Genomic DNA, 17,890 nt, shown 5'->3' on the forward strand with positions numbered 1-17,890 from the left:
CGCCCTCCGCACCGACGACGGCGCCCCCCTCCCCGGCCGGGGAGGGGGGCGCCGTCGTCGTGCGTCGTGCTGCCGCGGTCTCAGGCGCCGGCGTCGGCCAGCGCCTGCAGCAGGGGGGCGTGCAGGGCAGGGCGGGCCGCCAGCAGGCCCGCGCCACCCGCCGGGCCGCCCGCGAAGTCCGTGACCCGCACGCCGGTCTCCGTGGCCACCAGCAGGGCGGCCGCGAAGTCCCACGGGTTGAGCCCCCGCTCGTAGTAGGCGTCGGTGCGCCGCGCGGCGACCCCGCACAGGTCCAGGGACGCCGTGCCGATGCGCCGCACGTCGCGCACCCGGGGCAGCAGCCCCGCCAGCACCGCCGCCTGCTCCGCACGCCGCACCGGGTCGTAGCCGAACCCGGTGGCCACCAGGGCCGTCTCCAGGGACGCCTCGGCCCCCTGGGGGCCCTCGCTCCGCTGCAGCAGGACCCCGTCCAGCCGGGCGCCGAGGCCGGCGCCGGCCGTCCACGTCTCCGCACCGGCCGGGTTGTGCACGCAGCCGGCCAGCACCCGCCACGTCGCCGGGTCCGGCGCGCGGTCGGGACCGGCGGCGGGATCGGCCACCACGGCGACGCTGACGGCGTAGGCGGGGATGCCGTAGAGGTAGTTGACGGTGCCGTCGATCGGGTCGACCACCCACGTCAGGCCCGACGTGCCCGGCTCGTAGCCGTGCTCCTCGCCGAGGACGCCGTCGTCGGGACGCAGGGCCGCCAGCTCCTCGCGCAGCAGCTGCTCCGCCGCGGTGTCCATGGCCGTCACGACGTCGGTGACCGTGGACTTCGTGGCCGCGACCTCCACCCGCGCCGGGCGGCCCTCGTGCACGAGGCGCCCCGCCGCGCGCGCCACCCGCTCGGCGACCGCGAGCAGGTCGGCCACGGACGTCCCGTCGGGCGTGCGGGCCGCGCCGCTCACGCGCCGCCCCCCTGCCCGGTCGGCGGCACCACGGTGGGCGGGACGTAGTCCGCGCCCGTCGCCGCCGGCAGGTCCGCGCGCAGGTTGCGGCAGCAGCCGACCGGGCACACCTCGTGGGAGGGGCCCAGCGACCCGGCGGCGGGCTTCGCGGGGCTGCCGCCGCGGGCCAGCGCGGCGCGCTCCTCCACCAGGTCGACGAGACCCGCGACGAAGTGCGCGTCCGTGCCCACGGTCGCGGCGCGGGCGCACGGCAGGCCCAGCTCGGCGGCCGTCTCCAGCGCCTCGGTGTCCAGGTCGAAGACGACCTCCATGTGGTCGGAGACGAACCCGACCGGCGCCAGCACCACCGCGGCGGCCCCCTGGCCCGCCAGCTCCCGCAGGTGGTCGTTGACGTCGGGCTCCAGCCACGGCTGGCTCGGCGGGCCGGAGCGGGAGCAGTAGACGAGGTCCCAGGCGTGCTCCCGGCCGGTGGACTCCGCGACCCGGGCGGCCACGGCGGCGGCCACGTCGAGGTGCTGGCGCACGTAGGCGCCGCCCTCGGGTCCGGACACGTCGTTCATCGCGTCGGGGACGGAGTGGGTCACGAAGACCAGCCGGGCGGAGGCGCGCACGCCCTCGTCCAGCCCCTCCAGCGCGGCCAGCACCGCCCGGGCGTTGGTGTCGACGAACGCCGGGTGGTTGAAGTAGTGCCGCAGCTTGTCCACGGCCAGGGCCCGGCCCTCCGCCGCCAGCTCCGCCACCGACCGCGCCAGGTCCTCCCGGTACTGCCGGCAGCTGGAGTACGAGGAGTAGGCGCTCGTCAGGACGGCCAGCACCCGGCGCGCACCCCCCTCGTGGACCTCGCGCAGGGCGTCGGTCAGGTACGGGGCCCAGTTGCGGTTGCCCCACACCAGCGGCACGTCGAGGCCGCGGGAGCGCAGCTCGGCGCCGAGGGCGGCCAGCAGGGCCCGGTTCTGGTCGTTGATCGGGCTGCGGCCGCCGAAGTGCAGGTAGTGCTCGGCGACCTCCTCCAGCCGCTGGCGCGGGATGCCCCGGCCGCGGGTGACGTTCTCGAGGAACGGCATGACGTCGTCGGGACCCTCGGGGCCGCCGAAGGACAGCAGCAGCAGGGCGTCGTACGGGCGGACATCGCTCACAGGAGGAGTCTCGCAAGCACCGGCGCCTCCCGCGCGGGCGCCTCCCGCGCAGGCGTCCGCGGCCCCTCCCGGCCAGCGCCGGACGCTGCCGGAGCAGACTGCTGCCGGGGCTGGCTTCGTCAGGGCCCGCGGAGGTGGCAGAGTTCGTCCGCGAGGTTCCGGGGGCAGCCGGGCCCGCTCGCCACTGCTGGGAGGACCCCGCCATGCACGACCTGAGGCTCGTCGGAGTGCACGACGACGGTGAGCACGTGGTCCTCGTCGGCAGCGACGGCAACCGCTACCGCCTGCGAGTGGACGAAGCGCTGCGCGCGGCGGTGCGCCGCGACCGCGCGCGCCTGGGCCAGCTGCAGATCCAGTCCTCGGGCGACCTGCGCCCGCGGGAGATCCAGGCCCGCATCCGGGCGGGTGAGACGGCGGAGGAGATCGCGGAGAGCGCGGGCATCCCGGTGGCCAAGGCCCGCCGCTACGAGGGCCCGGTCCTCGCCGAGCGCGCGCACGTGAGCGACCTCGCCCGGCGCACGCCGTTCGGACGCCGGGACGCCTCCGGTGCGGCCCCCACCCTGGAGGAGCTGGTCGTCCAGCGCCTCACCGCGCGCGCCGTGGACCCCGACGGGGTCCAGTGGGACGCGTGGCGGCAGGAGGACGGCACGTGGAACGTCCAGGTGGAGTTCGTGGCCGGCGGCCGCGGCCGCCTGGCCCGCTGGGGCTTCGACGTGGGCGCCCGCTCCCTCACGGCCGCCGACGACGAGGCGCGCTGGCTCTCGGAGGAGGCTCCGGCCGAGAGCGGGCCGCTGCCGCCGCGGCGGCTGACCAGCGTGGACGACGGGGCCCGGCGGGCGCGCGAGCGCGTCTACGACGTCGAGGCCGACGGCGGCGTCCGGGCGGGCGGCGCGCGTCGCAGCGCGACGGAGGACCTGCTGGACAGCCTCAGCGAGCGCCGCGGGCAGCGTCCCCCGGCCGGTGGGGAGCCGACCTGGCGGCCCCGCCCCGGTGAGGAGCCCGCACGTGCCCGGGCGCTGGACCCCGCTCGCCTGCCGCAGGCGCCGGGAGCCTCGTCGTCCCCGGTGCCCGGCACGGGTCCGGGCGCGCCCGACGAGCTGGAGGTCCCCGCGGCCCACCCGGCGGCCTCGCACCCGGAGGACCTCGTCGACGACCGGGTCCTGCCGCCGGCGGACCTCGGGGACGAGGAGCTCTCGGAGGAGGAGCGCCTGGCCGCGGAGGTCGTGGAGGGCGAACTCCTCGACGGCGGGGTCCTCGACGGCGGGGTCCCCGACGGTGGGGTCCCCGACGGCGAGGTGCTGAGCGGACAGGTCCTCGACGAGCAGGTCCCCGAGGAGACGGCCCTCGACGGCACCGTGCTCGACGGGACCGTCCTGGACGAGGCGATCCTGACCGGTGAGCCGGTCGGCGAGGTGGCGGTCGACGCGCCGGTCGAGGTGCCCGTCGTGGCGCCGGTCGTGGCGCCCGCCGTCGCGGCCGCGCCCGCGGTTCCGGACGAGGTCGTCGACGACGCCGCCGCGGGGATGACCGGCGCCGAGCCGCCCGCCGTCCCGGCCGCGCCGCAGGAGGCGCCCGCGCCGGAGGACGCCGCCGACGCCGGGCGCACGGCGGCACCGCAGCCCGCGGCGCCCCGCCCGCGCCCGCCGCGCGGTGGCCGCGGCAGGCAGGGCGGGCGCAGCAACGCCAAGCAGCGCCCCAGCGTGCCCAGCTGGGACGAGATCATGTTCGGGGCCAAGCGGGACTGAGCGCGTCGCCCGGGGCGGAGCGCCCCGGGCGACCACCGGGATCAGCCCGGCGGTGGACCACCCCGGTGGTGCTCAGCCCGGAGTCACGAACAGCGGCACCAGCCGCTCCTGCGGGGTCAGCGCACCGTGGTGACCGAGCAGGCGCAGCACCTGCGGCCGCTGCCGTGCCGAGTTCACGACCGCCGTGTCCGTCCGCATGACGGCCAGCACGTCGCCGATGCGTTCCGCGACCCCGGCAGCCACCGGCCCGAACCACCCCGCCGCCACCGCCTCGTCACGGGTCAGCACCCAGGCCTCCTCCCCCAGGCGCCGGCGCCAGCGCTCCAGCACGTCCCCGGCCGCGTCCGGCTCGCAGTACAGGTGCAGCGCGCGCGGCTCCCCGCCGGCGTGGCGGACCCCTGCCGCCAGCTCCGGCTCCGCGGCCAGGTCGAGGCGGCGGGCGAAGGGCACGTCAACCATGCCGTGGTCGGCGGTGACCACCAGCCGGCAGTCGCGGGGCAGCCGGCGCGCCAGGGCGGCCAGCGCCGCGTCGACCCGCTCCAGCTCGTCGCCCCACTCCCAGGAGCCGACCCCGGAGCCGTGCCCCGTCCAGTCCAGCTGCCCCCAGTAGACGTAGACGAGGGAGCGCGCGGAGGCTCGCACGGCGCTCACGGCCGCGTCCACCCGCGCGTCGAGGGAGTCCGGCGTGCCCACGAAGCGGCCGCCGCGCAGCACCGCCTCGGTCAGGCCGGAGCCGTCGAAGTGGGGCGGCCCCACCCGCACGACCTCCACGCCGGCGGCCTGCACCTCCTGCAGCACCGTCGGGTGCGGCTGCCACCGGCGCGGGTCCAGCTCCGCGTCCCAGGCGAGCTGGTTGACGAGCACGTCGCGGGCCGGGTCCAGGACCTCGTAGCCGACGAGGCCGTGCCCGCCCGGGGGCAGGCCGGTGCCGAAGAGGCCCATGCTCGTCGCGGTCGTCGTAGGGAACCCCGCCGTGATGGCGCGGTGCGCGCCCTCGCCGCGCAGCCGGCGCAGGAACGGGGCGTGCCCGCCGCGGTCGGCCAGGGCCAGCTCCCCGAGGCCGTCGACGAGCACCACGCAGGCGCGGGCGCACGACGGGACCACGAGGCCGTCCCCGCCGCTCCCGACGGGCCGGCCGGGGAGCTCCACGCCCAGGGCGCGGGCGACGGCGGGCAGGACGTCCGCGAGGCTGCTGGAGCCGTACGGCGGTGCCGCGGGCAGCCCCGTGCCCTCCCGGGACCCCCCGGGCCCGTCCACGCCCGGGGTGCCGACGCCACCGCTCATGCCCGGGCTGTCGCCTCCGACAGCGCCCGCGCGAACGCCACCGCCGCCTGCACCGCCCCCGCGCCCTCCGCCGCGGCGCTCACGCGCAGGGTGAGGTCGTCGCCGCTCAGGGAGCCGGTGTAGCCGTGGTCGGCGTCGCACTCGGTGTCGGCGCAGCCCGCCGGCTCCAGGTCGACACGGCGCACCGCTCCCCAGCCCACGGTGAGCGTCACCTCGTGCGGGGTGGACCCGCTGCGGTGCTGGTCCGGACGGGTGACGACGTGGGAGACCACGACGGACTCCACCCGGTGCAGCGCCACCGCCTCGGTGGAGGCCACCGCGTAGTTCTCCGGGGACGTCTCGTCGGGGCCGTGGTCGTCGGCGTGGGCGATGACCAGCCGCGACGGCGTCAGCGCCAGCACCGTCACGTGACGGCGGACCTCCGCGCTGTCGAACGTCGTCTCCAGGTGCACCAGGTGCGCCTGGACCGGCTCACCGGCCAGGGCGGAGCGCAGCACGTCGGTGACGAGCTGGGGGTAGTACCCCGCCCGCTCCACGTCGGCGATCAGCTCGGGTGGCAGTTCCGCTGCTGTGCCGCCGTCGGGGACGTGGCGACGGGACGTGGTGCGCTCGCGCATCCCGCCATCATCGCGCACTCCCCGCGCGGCGGGGCGCACCCCGTCCGCGGGCCCCGCCGGGCCGCGGTTCAGCTCGGCAGGACCCTGCGGTCGGCGTCGGCGCGCCCGGGGGGTGTCGCCACGCGCACCGCGGCGTCCAGCACCGAGGCGCCGCGCTCGGCCACCAGCACCGGCCCCAGCTTCAGGTCGGCGATCTCGGGGAGTGCATCGGCCAGCACCGCGACCCGCGCGATGACGTCCTCCAGCGCGGGCACGTCCAGCACGGGCGCACCCCGGTGGCCCAGCAGGCGCGGGGAGGCCTTCACGCAGCGGACGAGCTCGGAGACGTCGACGTCCGTCAGCGGCGGGATGCGGTAGGCGATGTCGTCGAGGAGGTCCAGGGGGTCGCCCTCCAGCCCGAAGCTCACCACGGGCCCGAACAGCGGGTCCTCCATGCTCCGCACCTGGCACGGCACCCCCAGCGGCGCCATGGGCTGCACCACGAGGCGGGTGGCGTCCGGGCCCAGGGCCTCGCGCATCTCGTCGAAGGCGGCGCTCAGCGCGGCGGCGCTGCCGAGGCCGAGGCGCACCCCGCGCAGGTCCTGCCGCTCCGACAGCTCCCCGCCCGCGGTCTTCAGCGCCACCGGCCAGCCGAAGCGCAGGGCGGCCGCGACGGCCTGCTCCCGGGTGGAGACCTCCTCCCGCGGCCACAGGTGCAGCCCCGCCGTGGCCAGCAGCGCCGCGACGGAGTCCCGGTCCAGCTCCCCGTCGTCCGGCACGGCAGCCAGCAGCCGCTTCACGAGCTCGCGGGCGGCCGGCAGGTCCACCCCCTCGGGGGCGACCACGCGGCCCGGGTCCCGCCTGCGCCACTCGGCGTAGCGGACGGCGGAGGCCAGCGCGCGCACGGCATCCTCGGGGGTCGGGTACGACGGCACCACCCGGTGCACCCGCCCGTCGGACTGCGCCGCGGTGGGACCGGGCAGCGTCTCCGTCGAGCGCACCGTGCGGGTGCCGAGGAAGCAGGTCACGCACGTCTTGCCCCCGCGCAGGGCCGCCTCGGCGACGGCGGCGGCGACTGCGGTGTCCACGGTGGCGGTCGGCGGGACGTAGCTAGCGACCACCGCGTCGACCTCCGGGTCGGCCATGGCGTCCTCCAGGGCGCGCACGACCTCCTCGACGCCGGCCTCCGGGTGCACCGACGTCGGCCCGTGCACGACGCGCAGGCCCCAGCTGACGGCGGCGTCGGCGGCGAGGGTGGCCAGGGCGTCGGAGTTGCCGACGACGGCGACACGGTCCCCGGTGGGCAGCGGCTGGTCGACGACCACCTGCGCCACGTCGAAGAGCTGGTGGACGTTCTCCACCCGGATCACCCCGGCCTGGCGCAGCATCGCGTCGAACGCGGCGAACGGCACCCGCGAGGGGCGCACCGCGTGCCCGGGCGGCACGCCGAAGCTGGACATGCCGGACTTCACGACGACGACGGGCTTGCGGCGGGAGAGGGAACGGGCGACCCGGCTGAACTTGCGGGGGTTGCCGACGCTCTCCAGGTACAGGCCCACGGCGGTGGTGCGCTCGTCCTCCGCCCAGAAGTGCATGCAGTCGTTGCCGGAGACGTCGGCGCGGTTGCCGGCGGAGACGAACGTGGACACCCCGAGGCCGCGCCGCGCCGCCGAGGACAGCACCGCGACCCCGAGCGCGCCGGACTGGCTGAACAGCCCGAAGCGCCCGGCCGCGGGCAGCTCCGTGTTCAGGGAGGCGTTGAGCCGCACCTCGGGGTCGGTGTTGATCAGGCCGAAGGAGTTGGGCCCCACCACGCGCATGCCGTTGGCGTGGGCGGCGCGGACGAGCTCGCGCTGCAGCACCAGCCCGTGCGGGCCGGTCTCGGCGAAGCCGCTGGAGACGACGACGAGGCCGCGCACCCCCAGGGCGGCGCACTCGGCGACGGTGGCGACGGCGCAGGACGGGGGCACGGCGATCACGGCGAGGTCCACCGGTGCGGGCACGTCGCGCAGGCTGCGGGCCAGCGGCACCCCGAGCAGCTCCCGCTCATCGGGCAGGGCGTCGGCGTTGACGGCGTGCACGCTGCCGCGGAAGCCGCCGGAGACGATGTCGGCGAGGAGGCGGTGCCCCACCGTGCCGGGGTTGCGGCTGGCACCGACGACGACGACGGAGGCGGGGGCGAGCAGCGACGCCATGCTGCGCGCCTCGGCCCGCTGCTCGCGGGCGCGCATGACGTCCACGGAGCGCTCGGTGGGATCGATGGCGAAGGAGACCTCGAGCACGCCGTCGGAGTAGCCCTGCCGCACCTCGTAGCCGGCCTCCCGGAAGACGTTGATCATCTTTCCGTTCTGGGGCAGCACGTCGGCGGTGAAGCGCCCCACGCCGCGCTCGCGGGCGGCGGCGGCGAGGTGCTCCAGCAGCACGGAGCCCAGGCCGCGGCCCTGGTGGGCGTCGGAGATGTTGAAGGCCACCTCGGCCTCGACGGGCCGCCCCTGGCGGCGCGGCGCCGCGTCGTAGCGGGCGATGCCGACGATGTCGTCGCCGACGGTGGCGACGAGGGCGACCCGCTCGTCGTGGTCGACGACGGTGAAACGCTGCAGGTCGCGCGCGGACAGGCGCGGCATGGGCGCGAAGAAGCGCAGGTAGCGCGACTCGTCGGACTGCCGCTCGTGGAAGCGGGCGACCGCGTCGGCGTCGGCGGGGGTGATGGGCCGCACGTGCGCGGTGCCGCCGTCGCGCAGCACCACGTCCGCCTCCCACCGCGTCGGGTACGGCTCCGCACCGGCGGTGGGTGCAGCCGCGGGCGGTTGCGTCCCCATGGCCGGAGCCTATCGGCGGGTGTGTGCGACGCCTCTGGAGGAGGGCCCGGCGGGCGGGGACCTCCGGCGACGACACGCCGGCGCGTCGGCTGCGAGACGTCCCCGCCACGCCTGCTCGCCCGGCGGGGCGGGGACCTCCGGCGACGACACGCCGGCGCGTCGGCTGCGAGACGTCCCCGCCGCGCCGCGGAACGCACCGTCCCCGCCGCGCCGTGGACGCCGCGCCGCCGCGGCAGACTGCGCGGCGTGGAGCTCTCCGAGGCGGTGCGCCGCCGCCGCATGGTCCGCAGCTACGACCCCTCCCGCGAGGTGGACGGCGCCTGCCTGGACCGGCTGCTGCGCGAGGCCCTGCGCGCACCGTCGGCGGGCTTCGCGCAGGGCCGGGAGTTGCTGGTGCTGCGCCGGGCGCAGGAGCGGGAGCTGTTCTGGCGGCTGACCGCCGAGCACGGCGCGCCGCCGCCGCGGGCCGGTGCGGGCGACGGGGGCGGGCGCTGGCTGGCGGGGATGCGCACGGCGCCGGTGCTGGTGGTGGTGCTCAGCTCCCCCGCCACGTACCTGGAGCGCTACGCGGAGCCGGACAAGGGGTGGACCGACCGCGACCCGGGGCGCTGGCCGGTGCCGTACTGGGACGTCGACGCCGGCATGGCCGCGCACCAGCTGCTGCTGTCGGCCGTGGACGCCGGGCTGGGTGCCTGCTTCTTCGGGGTGCCGTCCGGGGCGCACGCGGCGGTGAGGGAGAGCTTCGGCGTGCCGGCGGAGCGGCGGCTGGTCGGGGTGGTGAGCCTGGGGCACCCGGCGCCGGACCGGCGCTCCCCGTCGTTGCGGCGGGGGCGGCGCCCGGCGGCGGAGGTCGTGCACGACGGGCGCTACGGCGGCGGGTGGCCCGCGGGCTGAGGGGGCTCCCCGCGCGCGGGTCCCCGGCACGCCCTGCGCACCGGCGTCGGCGGCGGCGGGCAGGATGGCCCCATGGCACGTCGCACCACCGAAGCCCCCCCGCCCCCGCCGACTCCGGAGCGCATCGTCGACATCGACGTGCAGCAGGAGATGCAGGGGGCGTTCCTGGAGTACGCCTACTCGGTCATCTACTCCCGGGCCCTGCCGGACGCCCGCGACGGCCTGAAGCCCGTCCAGCGGCGGATCCTCTACATGATGCACGACATGGGCCTGCGCCCCGACCGCGGTCACGTGAAGTCGGCGCGCGTGGTCGGCGAGGTGATGGGAAAGCTGCACCCGCACGGCGACACGGCCATCTACGACGCGCTGGTGCGCCAGGCGCAGCCGTTCACGATGCGCCTGCCGCTGGTGGACGGCCACGGCAACTTCGGCTCCCTGGACGCCGGCCCGGCCGCGCAGCGCTACACCGAGGTGCGCCCGGCCGAGGCGGCCCTGCTGATGACGACGAGCCTCGACGAGGACGTCGTCGACTTCGTGCCGAACTACGACGACCGCCTCACCGAACCGGGGGTGCTGCCGGCGGCGTTCCCCAACCTGCTCGTCAACGGGGCCAGCGGCATCGCGGTGGGCATGGCCACGAACATGCCGCCGCACAACCTCAACGAGGTCGTCGCCGCGGCGCGGCACCTCATCGACGACCCGAAGGCCACGACGGCCGACCTGATGCGCTACGTGCCCGGTCCGGACCTGCCGACGGGCGGGCGCATCGTCGGGCTGGAGGGCATCCGCGAGGCGTACGAGACGGGCCGCGGGACGTTCCGCACGCGGGCCACGACGCGCATCGAGAACATCACCCCTCGCCGCAAGGGGATCATCGTCACGGAGCTGCCCCTCGGGGTGGGCCCGGAGCGCCTGACCGAGAAGATCAAGGACGCGATCACCGCGAAGAAGCTGCAGGGCATCGCGGACGTCGTCGACCTCACCGACCGCACCCGGGGCCTGCACTTCGTCATCGAGGTGAAGAACGGGTTCGTGCCCGAGGCGGTGCTGGAGCAGCTGTACCGCCTCACGCCGATGGAGGAGTCCTTCGGCATCAACAACGTCGCCCTCGTCGAGGGGCAGCCGCGGACCCTGGGGCTGCGGGAGCTGCTGCAGGTGTTCGTCGGCCACCGCATCGACGTGGTGCGGCGGCGCACGGCGTACCGGTTGCGCCGCAAGGAGGAGCGGCTGCACCTGGTCGACGGGCTGCTGGTGGCGATCCTCGACATCGACGAAGTCATCCAGATCGTGCGCACCAGCGACGACGCCGAGGCGGCCCGGGCCCGGCTGATGCAGGTGTTCGACCTGTCCGACGTGCAGGCCCGCTACATCCTGGAGATGCAGCTGCGGCGGCTGACGAAGTTCTCCCGGCTGGAGCTGGAGAAGGAGCAGAAGGAGCTCAACCGCGAGATCGCCGCGCTGCGGGCGGTCCTGAACTCCGAGCGCAGGCTGCGCGGCCTCGTCAGCGACGAGCTGGCGCAGGTGGCCGCGGAGCACGGCACGCCCCGGCGCACGGTGCTGCTGACCTCGGACGGGCCGGCGACGGGGACGGGCGCGGCCCGCAGCGGCGCGCGGGGCGGCGCGGCGCTGGAGGTCGCCGACGACCCGTGCCTGGTGCTGCTGTCGTCGACGGGCCTGCTGGCGCGCACCGCCGGTGACGAGCCGCTGGGCAGCGAGGGCCGTCGCACGAAGCACGACCTGGTGGTCTCCACGACCCCGGCCACGGCGCGCGGCTGGGTGGGGGTGGTGACCTCCCGTGGCCGGCTGGTGCGGCTGCCGGTGCTGGATCTGCCCGCGCTGCCGCCGACGGTGGGGCGCCCCTCCTTGTCGGGCGGGGTGTCGGTGAAGGAGTTCGTCACCCTCGCCAAGGGCGAGCGGGTGCTGTGCCTGGCCACGCTGGCCGACGAGCCGGCCGGGCCGGGCCTGGCGCTGGCCACCGCGCAGGGCGTGGTGAAGCGGGTCGCGCCCGAGCCGATGGGCAACCGCGAGGAGGTCGACGTCATCGCCCTGAAGGATCGCGACGAGGTCGTCGGCGCGGTGCAGCTGACCACGGGCGAGGAGGACCTCGTGTTCGTCAGCTCCGACGCGCAGCTGCTGCGCTTCCCCGCCGGGAGCGTGCGGCCGCAGGGCCGGGCCGCAGCGGGCATGGCGGGCATCCGCCTCTCCCCCGGGGCGCGGGTGGTGTTCTTCGGGGCGGTCGCGCAGGACGCCCCCGGCAGCGGCGACGCGGTGGTGGTGACGGTCGCGGGTTCCTCGCAGGCGCTGGAGGGGATGCACCACGGCACCGTGAAGGTGACGCCGCTGGCGGAGTACCCGCCGAAGGGGCGCGCCACGGGCGGGGTGCGCTGCCACCGGCTGCTGCGCGGGGAGGACGGTCTGCTGCTGGCGTGGGCCGGCGCCGGTCCCGCCGAGGCCGCCACCCCCACGGGCACCGCGGCGCCGCTGCCGGAGGCCGTGGGGCGCCGCGACGGCAGCGGCGTGCCGGCGGAGAAGCCGATCGCGGCGGTGGCGGGAGCGCCGGCCCCGGCGGTGGCCCCGCCGGTGGCCTGAGCCGGCGGCGCCTCACCAGCGCAGGCGCGGGTCCTGCGCGAGGTCGCCGAGGACCGTGACGTCGACGGGGCGGCGGTCCGCGACCCGCTCCGCGGTGGGCGTGTCCATGACGTGGCTCGTCACCCGCACGATGTGGCGGCTCGCAGCGAACGCCGCCCCGGTGCCGCCGTCGGCGGGCGCGTCGACGGTGGCGAGCACCCCTCCCGGCACACCGGTCTGCGTGCACGTTCCCCCGGGGGCCTCGCTGCCCGGGTCGGCAGCGGTGAGCCAGTCGCAGAGGTCGACGGCGGTGGAGCCGGTGCCGAGGCGGTGGGTGGCGACGAGCACTCCCGCGCCGTGCTCGGTCAGGTACGCGGTGCCCACCAGCCCTTCGCCGGCCGGCCCGGAGCCCCCCCTCCCCGGCCTCGCCACCGGCGTCGGCCCACCGCAGCAGGCTCGCCCGGCGCAGCCCGCGCTGGTCCAGCGCCTCCTCCACCCCGGTGAGGAAGCCCGCCGGCGGCGGCGCGTCGAGACCGAGGCCGTCGAGGACGGCGCGCTCTTCCGCGGCGGGCAACATCGGCGGCGGCAGCGCCGGGCTCGGGAGGGGCGCGCCCGCCGGGGGGCGCTCCGTCGTCGTGGTGCTCCCGCCCGCCGGGCCGTCCGGTCGCGGGGACGTCGGCTGCCCGGTCACGAGCGCCACCACGGCGACGGCGGCGGCCCCGACCAGTGCGGCGCCGGCCGAGCGGCGGCGCAGCGCGGTGCGGCGCAGGACCCGCACGCGCTCGTCCACGCCGGCCAGCCGCTCCTCGTGCGAGATCCGCGGAGCGGAGGCCTCGGCCTCCGCGCGCAGCCGGGCACGCATCTCCTCCACGTTCACCGCTCACCTCCGATCCCCGTGCGGTCGCCCAGCACGTCGTCCACCCGCAGCTTCGCCAGCGCCTTGCTGGCCTGGCTCTTGACCGTGCCGACGCTGCACCCGAGCAGCTCGGCGACCTCCGCCTCGGGGAGGCCCTCGACGTAGCGCAGCACCACCACGGCGCGCTGGCGGACGGGGAGGCGGCCCAGCGCCCCGGCGAGGTCGAGGCGGTCGTCGCTGGCCCGGTAGGTGTCCGGCGTCGCCTCGTCCGGGGGGTCGTCGTCCGGGTGCTCGCCCCACCACCGCCGACGCCTCGACGTCAGGAATTCGTGGACCAGGATGCGGCGCACGTACGGCTCCGGGGCCCCGTCGACGCGGTGCCACGCGATCCAGGCCCGCGCGAGCGCCGTCTGCACGAGGTCCTCGGCGAGGCCGTGGTCGCGCGTCAGCAGGTAGGCGCTGGTGTGCAGCCGTCTGCCTGCCGCCACCACGAACGCCTCGAAGTCACCCCGGTCCCGCATCCCGCTCCCTCCGTCATGAAGGTGTACGACCTGGGACGCTCGTGGGGTTGCCCGCGTCCGAGGAGGTTCTGTGTCTGATCCACTCTCGCTGGGGAACTCGCTGCAGCGCCTCGTCGCCGAGGGGCCGGAGGAGGCCTTCGACGTCCGGCTCGTCACGGACCTGCCCCACCCGGAGGCACTGCGCCGCTGGCGGGCCGTCCGCGAGCTGGCGGCGGTCCGGTCCGAGGAGGACGAGTCCGGTGACTTCGACGACCTCCTTCCCCTCGTGGGCGGCGATGCCCTGCTCCCCGACGGGTTCGCCTTCAGGATCACCGACTACCACGACCTCGCCGGGGGGATGGCGCTGCTCGTGGAACTCATGGCGGAGGCGGGGCTCAGGGGGCGCCTGGACCTGGTGGAGCTGCCCGCGCCGCACCTCGTGGGCGCCACGTGGACGCCGCTCCTGAGCACCCGTCTGAACGTGCGCGCGCGGCACGAGGTCGAGGGGGTCGCCGTGCTGAGGACGGTGGCGGACGCGGAGTCGCTGGCGGCGGTGGCCCGGGACCTCGCCGGCCGCGCCCTGCGCTCCTGCACCGGTCGCGTCCAGGTCGGTGCCGGGTTGCCGTGGACGTGCGCTCCGGCTGATGCCGCGGACGTCGTCGAGGACGCCCTCGGGCACGGCCGGGGCTTCCGGCTGGTGACGGACGAGGAGGGGGTGCGACGGGTGCTGGAGGTCCCGCCGGACGGCCGGGTGGTGTCCACCGTCGCCGACAGCGAGTGGCGCAGGCACCTGGCGGGGGCTCGCGAGGACCTGCTGCGCAACGCGGCGCACCTGGAGTACGGGCGCATCCGCGCCGTCGTGGGCTGGACCGCCACTCCCGTCGAGGACACGGAGCAGACGTCCTGGCCCGGGAGGCTGGCGGCCGCGGCGCCGTTCCGCGCGCTCGCCGAGACCGTCGGGGTCGCCGACGTGTTCGCGGTGCAGGTCGTGCGCGAGGAGCTGGCGGCACGCGTCGACGCGGCAGCGTGGCGGCACGTCGCCGCGGCGGGCGGGATGGTGCTGGTGGAGCACCGGGACCCCGCCGTCTGGTTCGAGGGGCCGCAGCCCGACCCGGCGGTGCTCGAGGCGGCCCGCCACGACTGGCGGACGGTGGTCGCGGACCAGGGGACGGTCGACACCCTCGCGGCCGGTCTTCCGCGGACCGGCGGGGAGTGAGCGCCGGGCACCGGGCGGGCGCCGCGGCGATGCCGCCGGCTCAGCCGGCGAGGACCAGCCGGTCGCGCCCGCCCGCCTTGGCGGCGTAGAGGGCGGCGTCGGCCGCCGCGATCAGTGAGCGGGCGTCGGCCCCGTCGGCGGGGAAGACCCCCACGCCGGCGGAGAGGGTCACGGTGATGCTGATCCCGTGGCCGGTGGCACCCGGGAGGCTCCCCGACTCCGGCGAGCGGCACGGGAGGGGAACGGGAACCGGACGGGTGCTGCAGCCGGCCCGCAGCTCCTCCGCCCGCCGCAGTGCGGTGTCGCGGTCCGCGGCGTCGAGGAGCACGACGAACTCCTCCCCGCCGTAGCGGGCCACGGTGTCCCCGTCGCGGGTGCCGGCCCGCAGGGACTGCGCGACCGCGCACAGCACCTCGTCGCCGGTCTGGTGGCCGTGGGTGTCGTTGACGGACTTGAAGTGGTCCACGTCGAGGATGACCAGCGCCACGGGCCGCCGCTCGGCCAGGGTGGTCTCCAGCACGCTCATCAGGTGGCGGCGGTTGTGCAGGCCGGTCAGGGCGTCACGGATCGCGTCCTCGCTGAGGCGCTCCTGCAGGGCCTGGATGGTGCTCAGCTGCTCCCGCAGGCGCCGGTCGGCCACCACGGACTCGCTGACGTCCCGGGCGGTGACGACCCGCGCCAGCACGGCGCCGCGGGAGTCCTGCTGCAGGCGGCAGCGCACGTCGAGGTGCAGGCCCTCGGCGGCCTCCAGGGTCTGCTGCCCCTCCCCCGCGGCCAGGGTGCGCAGGCGGGGGTCGGTCAGCACCGCCTCGGCGGGCAGGCCCAGCACCCCGGCGGGCAGCGCGGGCTCCAGGCGCCTCAGCAGGGTGTCGGCGGCCGGGTTGGCGTCCACGAGGCGGCCGCAGTGGTCGAGGACCAGCACGGCGTCCTCGAGGGCCTCCACGATCTGCGAGCGCGCCAGGGGCACCACCCGGCGCCGGGCCTGCCGGGCGATGACGTAGGCGAAGAGGAGGGCCGTGACGAGGAAGAAGAAGGGCGTGCCGTCGACGCCGCGCAGGTCGGCGGGGAGGCTCAGCGCCACGACGTTCAGCGGGACCGGCAGCAGCGTGGCGAGGATCGAGAAGCCGATCGGCTTGCGGAACACCCACGAGGCGCGCCACCACGCCCGCGCCAGCCGGCCGAGCCCCACGAGGAAGAGGCCGTAGCAGTAGGCGGCGTGCACCCAGAACAGCGGCCCGAACTCCCACGCCGACGCGGCGTCGGGGCCGCTCGGCACGAGGAACGCGCGGTGCCAGGGGTTCGTGGCCACGAGGGCGAGGATCACCGCGGGGGCGGCGGCGAAGCGCGTGACGGTGGTGCGGGTGGGCCGCCACGTCGGCTCCGCCACCGACCAGGCCACGCAGACCAGCGCCGCCATGGCGGCGTTGATCGCGGTGTACTGGACCACGTGGAGGACGGCCTCGACGGCGGGCGAGGCCGCGAGGCGGGCGAGGCCGTCGCTCGCGGTCCACAGGCCGATCGCGGTGAGGGCCGCCGTCAGCGACCCTGCGGTGCGGATGCGGCGGCGCCCCCGCCACGCCCAGGTGGCGGTGAGCACAGCCACGGCGGTCGCGACGGAGAACGCGGCGGCGATCGCTGTGCCCGTCACGTCTCCACCTCCTGCGGCGCCCTCGGTCCGGACGCCCTGCTCAATTCATCGGTACGTTCGGGCGCTTGCCTGAGCGGGCCGCCGCGGGCGCCGCCGGACGGGCTCAGGAGGTGGCGCAGACCACGCGGTTGCGGCCGCCGGCCTTGGCGGCGTACAGCGCGGCGTCCGCGGCGGCCACCAGGGCGCGCGCGTCGGCGCCGTCGGCGGGGTGGACGGCCACCCCGGCGGAGATCGTCACGGACAGCGTGCGCGGGTCCTCGCCCACGATGATCGGGACCTTCGTCGCCTGGCAGCGGGCGCGGATCTGCTCGGCCCGCCGCATGGTGGCCTCCACCCCGGCGCCGGGCAGCAGCACGACGAACTCCTCCCCGCCGTAGCGGGCGACGGTGTCGCCCTCGCGGGTGCCCTCCAGCAGCGAGTGCGCCACGGCGACGAGCACGTCGTCGCCGGTCTGGTGGCCGTGGGTGTCGTTGACGGACTTGAAGTGGTCCACGTCGAGGATCACCAGGCCCACCTGGTCGCCCGTGGCCAGCACGGCGTCCAGCACGGCCATCAGGTGCCGGCGGTTGTGCAGCCCCGTCAGCGGGTCGCGGATCGCGTCCTCCTGCAGGCGCTCCTGCAGGTCCTGGATGGTGCTGAGCTGCTCGCGCAGCCTGCGGTCGGCCAGAACGAGGTCGCTGACGTCGCGGGCGGTGACGACGCGCGCCAGCAGGTGCCCGCGGTCGTCCAGGTGGACGCGGGAGCGCAGGTCCATGTGCAGGCCCCGGGCGAGTTCGAGGGTGCGCTGGCAGTTGTCCTCCAGCAGCGGCCGCACGGCCTCGTGGTGGAAGATCTCGTCCGCCGAGAGCCCGACGATCTCCTCGGGCAGGTCCTTGCGCAGACCCCTCACCAGGCTGCGCGCGGCGGTGTTGGCGTCCACCAGGCGGCCGGAGTGGTCGATGACGAGGACCGCGTCCTCGAGGGTGTCCACGACCTGCGAGCGGGCCACCGGCACGACCTGCAGCAGGCCCTGGCGGAAGAGGGCCCGTGCCATCAGCGCGCCGGTGAAGACGAAGAAGACGGGCGTGTAGTCGACGCCGTGGAAGATGACCCGCTGGCTCAGCGTCACGGCGTTGAGGCCGGTGGGCAGCAGCGTCGCGAGGATGATGCTGCCGATCTGCTTCCGGAAGATCGACGACGCCCGCCACCACTCACGGCCCAGCCGGACGAGGATGTAGCCGAGCAGCGCGTAGGAGTACGCCGTGTGGGCCCAGAAGGCCGGACCGAACTCGACCTCGGGGTAGACGCCGGTGGGCGCGATCGCGCGGAAGAACTGCCCGTGGAGCGGGTTGGTCGCCGCGACCAGCGTGACGAGGACCGGCACGATCGACAGGCCGACCACAGTGCGGCGGCGCGGCCGCCACGCGGGGTCGACCACCGCCCAGCTCAGCATGACCGTGGCGGCGATCATCACGTGCTTGGCGGGGTAGGCGAGGACGACGAGGGCCTGCTCGAGGACCGGCGGCATGCCGGCGTGGAGGACGCCGGCGCTGGCGGCCCACGTGGCGGCGCCGCTCAGGAGCACCGCGAGCGCGGTGGCGGCGGGGGTGACGTCCCGGCGGCGCCACGATCCGAACGCGGTGCCGACGCAGATGAGCGCTGCGGCGAGGAAGACGGCGACGACTACTCCGGTGGTCACCGG

13 protein-coding genes are annotated in these 17,890 nt (G+C 76.6%); 4 read left to right on the top strand and 9 right to left on the bottom strand.

Features of this window, described 5'->3' with window-relative positions; translation table 11 throughout:
- Window positions 1–80: 80 nt before the first annotated feature.
- The gene (locus CLV92_RS00370; protein ID WP_104430817.1) at window positions 81–947 is read right to left on the bottom strand and encodes an inositol monophosphatase family protein; all 867 of its coding nucleotides are present in this window, start codon (window positions 945–947) and stop codon (window positions 81–83) included.
- Window positions 944–2,083, bottom strand: a complete 1,140-nt coding sequence (locus tag CLV92_RS00375) for a ferrochelatase (protein ID WP_104430818.1) — start codon at window positions 2,081–2,083, stop codon at window positions 944–946. Before CLV92_RS00375 ends, CLV92_RS00370 begins: the two co-directional genes overlap by 4 nt.
- Before the next feature lie 203 nt (window positions 2,084–2,286).
- Between CLV92_RS00375 and sepH the strand changes: the two genes are divergently transcribed.
- The gene (gene sepH / locus CLV92_RS22695; RefSeq protein WP_104430819.1) at window positions 2,287–3,828 is read left to right on the top strand and encodes a septation protein SepH; all 1,542 of its coding nucleotides are present in this window, start codon (window positions 2,287–2,289) and stop codon (window positions 3,826–3,828) included.
- Window positions 3,829–3,900: 72 nt separating this feature from the next.
- Here sepH and CLV92_RS00385 read toward each other — a convergent pair whose 3' ends face one another.
- The 3 genes from CLV92_RS00385 to CLV92_RS00395 form a co-directional block, all read right to left on the bottom strand.
- Entirely contained in the window at window positions 3,901–5,112 is a 1,212-nt protein-coding gene (locus CLV92_RS00385; protein WP_104430820.1) for an alkaline phosphatase family protein, read from the bottom strand.
- Window positions 5,109–5,729, bottom strand: a complete 621-nt coding sequence (locus tag CLV92_RS00390) for a DUF5998 family protein (RefSeq protein ID WP_245886274.1) — start codon at window positions 5,727–5,729, stop codon at window positions 5,109–5,111. Before CLV92_RS00390 ends, CLV92_RS00385 begins: the two co-directional genes overlap by 4 nt.
- Window positions 5,730–5,797: 68 nt before the next feature.
- Entirely contained in the window at window positions 5,798–8,527 is a 2,730-nt protein-coding gene (locus tag CLV92_RS00395; RefSeq protein ID WP_104430821.1) for a bifunctional acetate--CoA ligase family protein/GNAT family N-acetyltransferase, read from the bottom strand.
- 246 nt (window positions 8,528–8,773) lie between these two features.
- On the opposite strand from CLV92_RS00395, the gene CLV92_RS00400 reads away from it, so the two are divergent.
- Window positions 8,774–9,421, top strand: coding sequence for a nitroreductase family protein (locus CLV92_RS00400; RefSeq protein WP_104430822.1), 648 nt, complete (start codon window positions 8,774–8,776; stop codon window positions 9,419–9,421).
- A gap of 72 nt (window positions 9,422–9,493) precedes the next feature.
- Window positions 9,494–12,010 carry a DNA gyrase/topoisomerase IV subunit A gene (locus CLV92_RS00405; protein WP_104430823.1) on the top strand — a complete coding sequence of 839 codons (2,517 nt, stop codon included), beginning with the start codon at window positions 9,494–9,496 and terminating at the stop codon, window positions 12,008–12,010.
- A gap of 12 nt (window positions 12,011–12,022) precedes the next feature.
- Here the strand turns inward: CLV92_RS00405 and CLV92_RS00410 are convergent, their stop codons facing one another.
- Both CLV92_RS00410 and CLV92_RS00415 read right to left on the bottom strand, forming a co-directional pair.
- On the bottom strand, window positions 12,023–12,373 hold the full coding sequence (locus CLV92_RS00410; RefSeq protein ID WP_104430824.1) for a hypothetical protein: 351 nt from the start codon (window positions 12,371–12,373) through the stop codon (window positions 12,023–12,025).
- A 489-nt stretch (window positions 12,374–12,862) separates the two neighbouring features.
- Window positions 12,863–13,366 (bottom strand): SigE family RNA polymerase sigma factor, encoded by a 504-nt coding sequence (locus CLV92_RS00415; RefSeq protein WP_104430825.1) that lies wholly within the window; start codon window positions 13,364–13,366, stop codon window positions 12,863–12,865.
- 70 nt (window positions 13,367–13,436) lie between these two features.
- Between CLV92_RS00415 and CLV92_RS00420 the strand changes: the two genes are divergently transcribed.
- Window positions 13,437–14,561, top strand: a complete 1,125-nt coding sequence (locus tag CLV92_RS00420) for a hypothetical protein (protein WP_104430826.1) — start codon at window positions 13,437–13,439, stop codon at window positions 14,559–14,561.
- A 40-nt stretch (window positions 14,562–14,601) separates the two neighbouring features.
- Here the strand turns inward: CLV92_RS00420 and CLV92_RS00425 are convergent, their stop codons facing one another.
- Both CLV92_RS00425 and CLV92_RS00430 read right to left on the bottom strand, forming a co-directional pair.
- On the bottom strand, window positions 14,602–16,209 hold the full coding sequence (locus tag CLV92_RS00425) for a histidine kinase N-terminal 7TM domain-containing diguanylate cyclase (protein ID WP_104430827.1): 1,608 nt from the start codon (window positions 16,207–16,209) through the stop codon (window positions 14,602–14,604).
- Between the two features lie 103 nt (window positions 16,210–16,312).
- Window positions 16,313–17,887, bottom strand: coding sequence for a histidine kinase N-terminal 7TM domain-containing diguanylate cyclase (locus CLV92_RS00430; RefSeq protein ID WP_104430828.1), 1,575 nt, complete (start codon window positions 17,885–17,887; stop codon window positions 16,313–16,315).
- Window positions 17,888–17,890: the final 3 nt, after the last annotated feature.

This window comes from Kineococcus xinjiangensis (assembly GCF_002934625.1).
GTDB classification, from domain to species: Bacteria; Actinomycetota; Actinomycetes; order Actinomycetales; family Kineococcaceae; genus Kineococcus_A; species Kineococcus_A xinjiangensis.

Coding starts and splice junctions, on each gene's coding strand:
- sepH (WP_104430819.1), top strand. CDS start 2,287: ATGCACGACCTGAGGCTCGTCGGAGTGCACGACGACGGTGAGCACGTG.
- CLV92_RS00385 (WP_104430820.1), bottom strand. CDS start 5,112: ATGAGCGGTGGCGTCGGCACCCCGGGCGTGGACGGGCCCGGGGGGTCC.
- CLV92_RS00390 (WP_245886274.1), bottom strand. CDS start 5,729: ATGCGCGAGCGCACCACGTCCCGTCGCCACGTCCCCGACGGCGGCACA.
- CLV92_RS00395 (WP_104430821.1), bottom strand. CDS start 8,527: ATGGGGACGCAACCGCCCGCGGCTGCACCCACCGCCGGTGCGGAGCCG.
- CLV92_RS00405 (WP_104430823.1), top strand. CDS start 9,494: ATGGCACGTCGCACCACCGAAGCCCCCCCGCCCCCGCCGACTCCGGAG.
- CLV92_RS00415 (WP_104430825.1), bottom strand. CDS start 13,366: ATGCGGGACCGGGGTGACTTCGAGGCGTTCGTGGTGGCGGCAGGCAGA.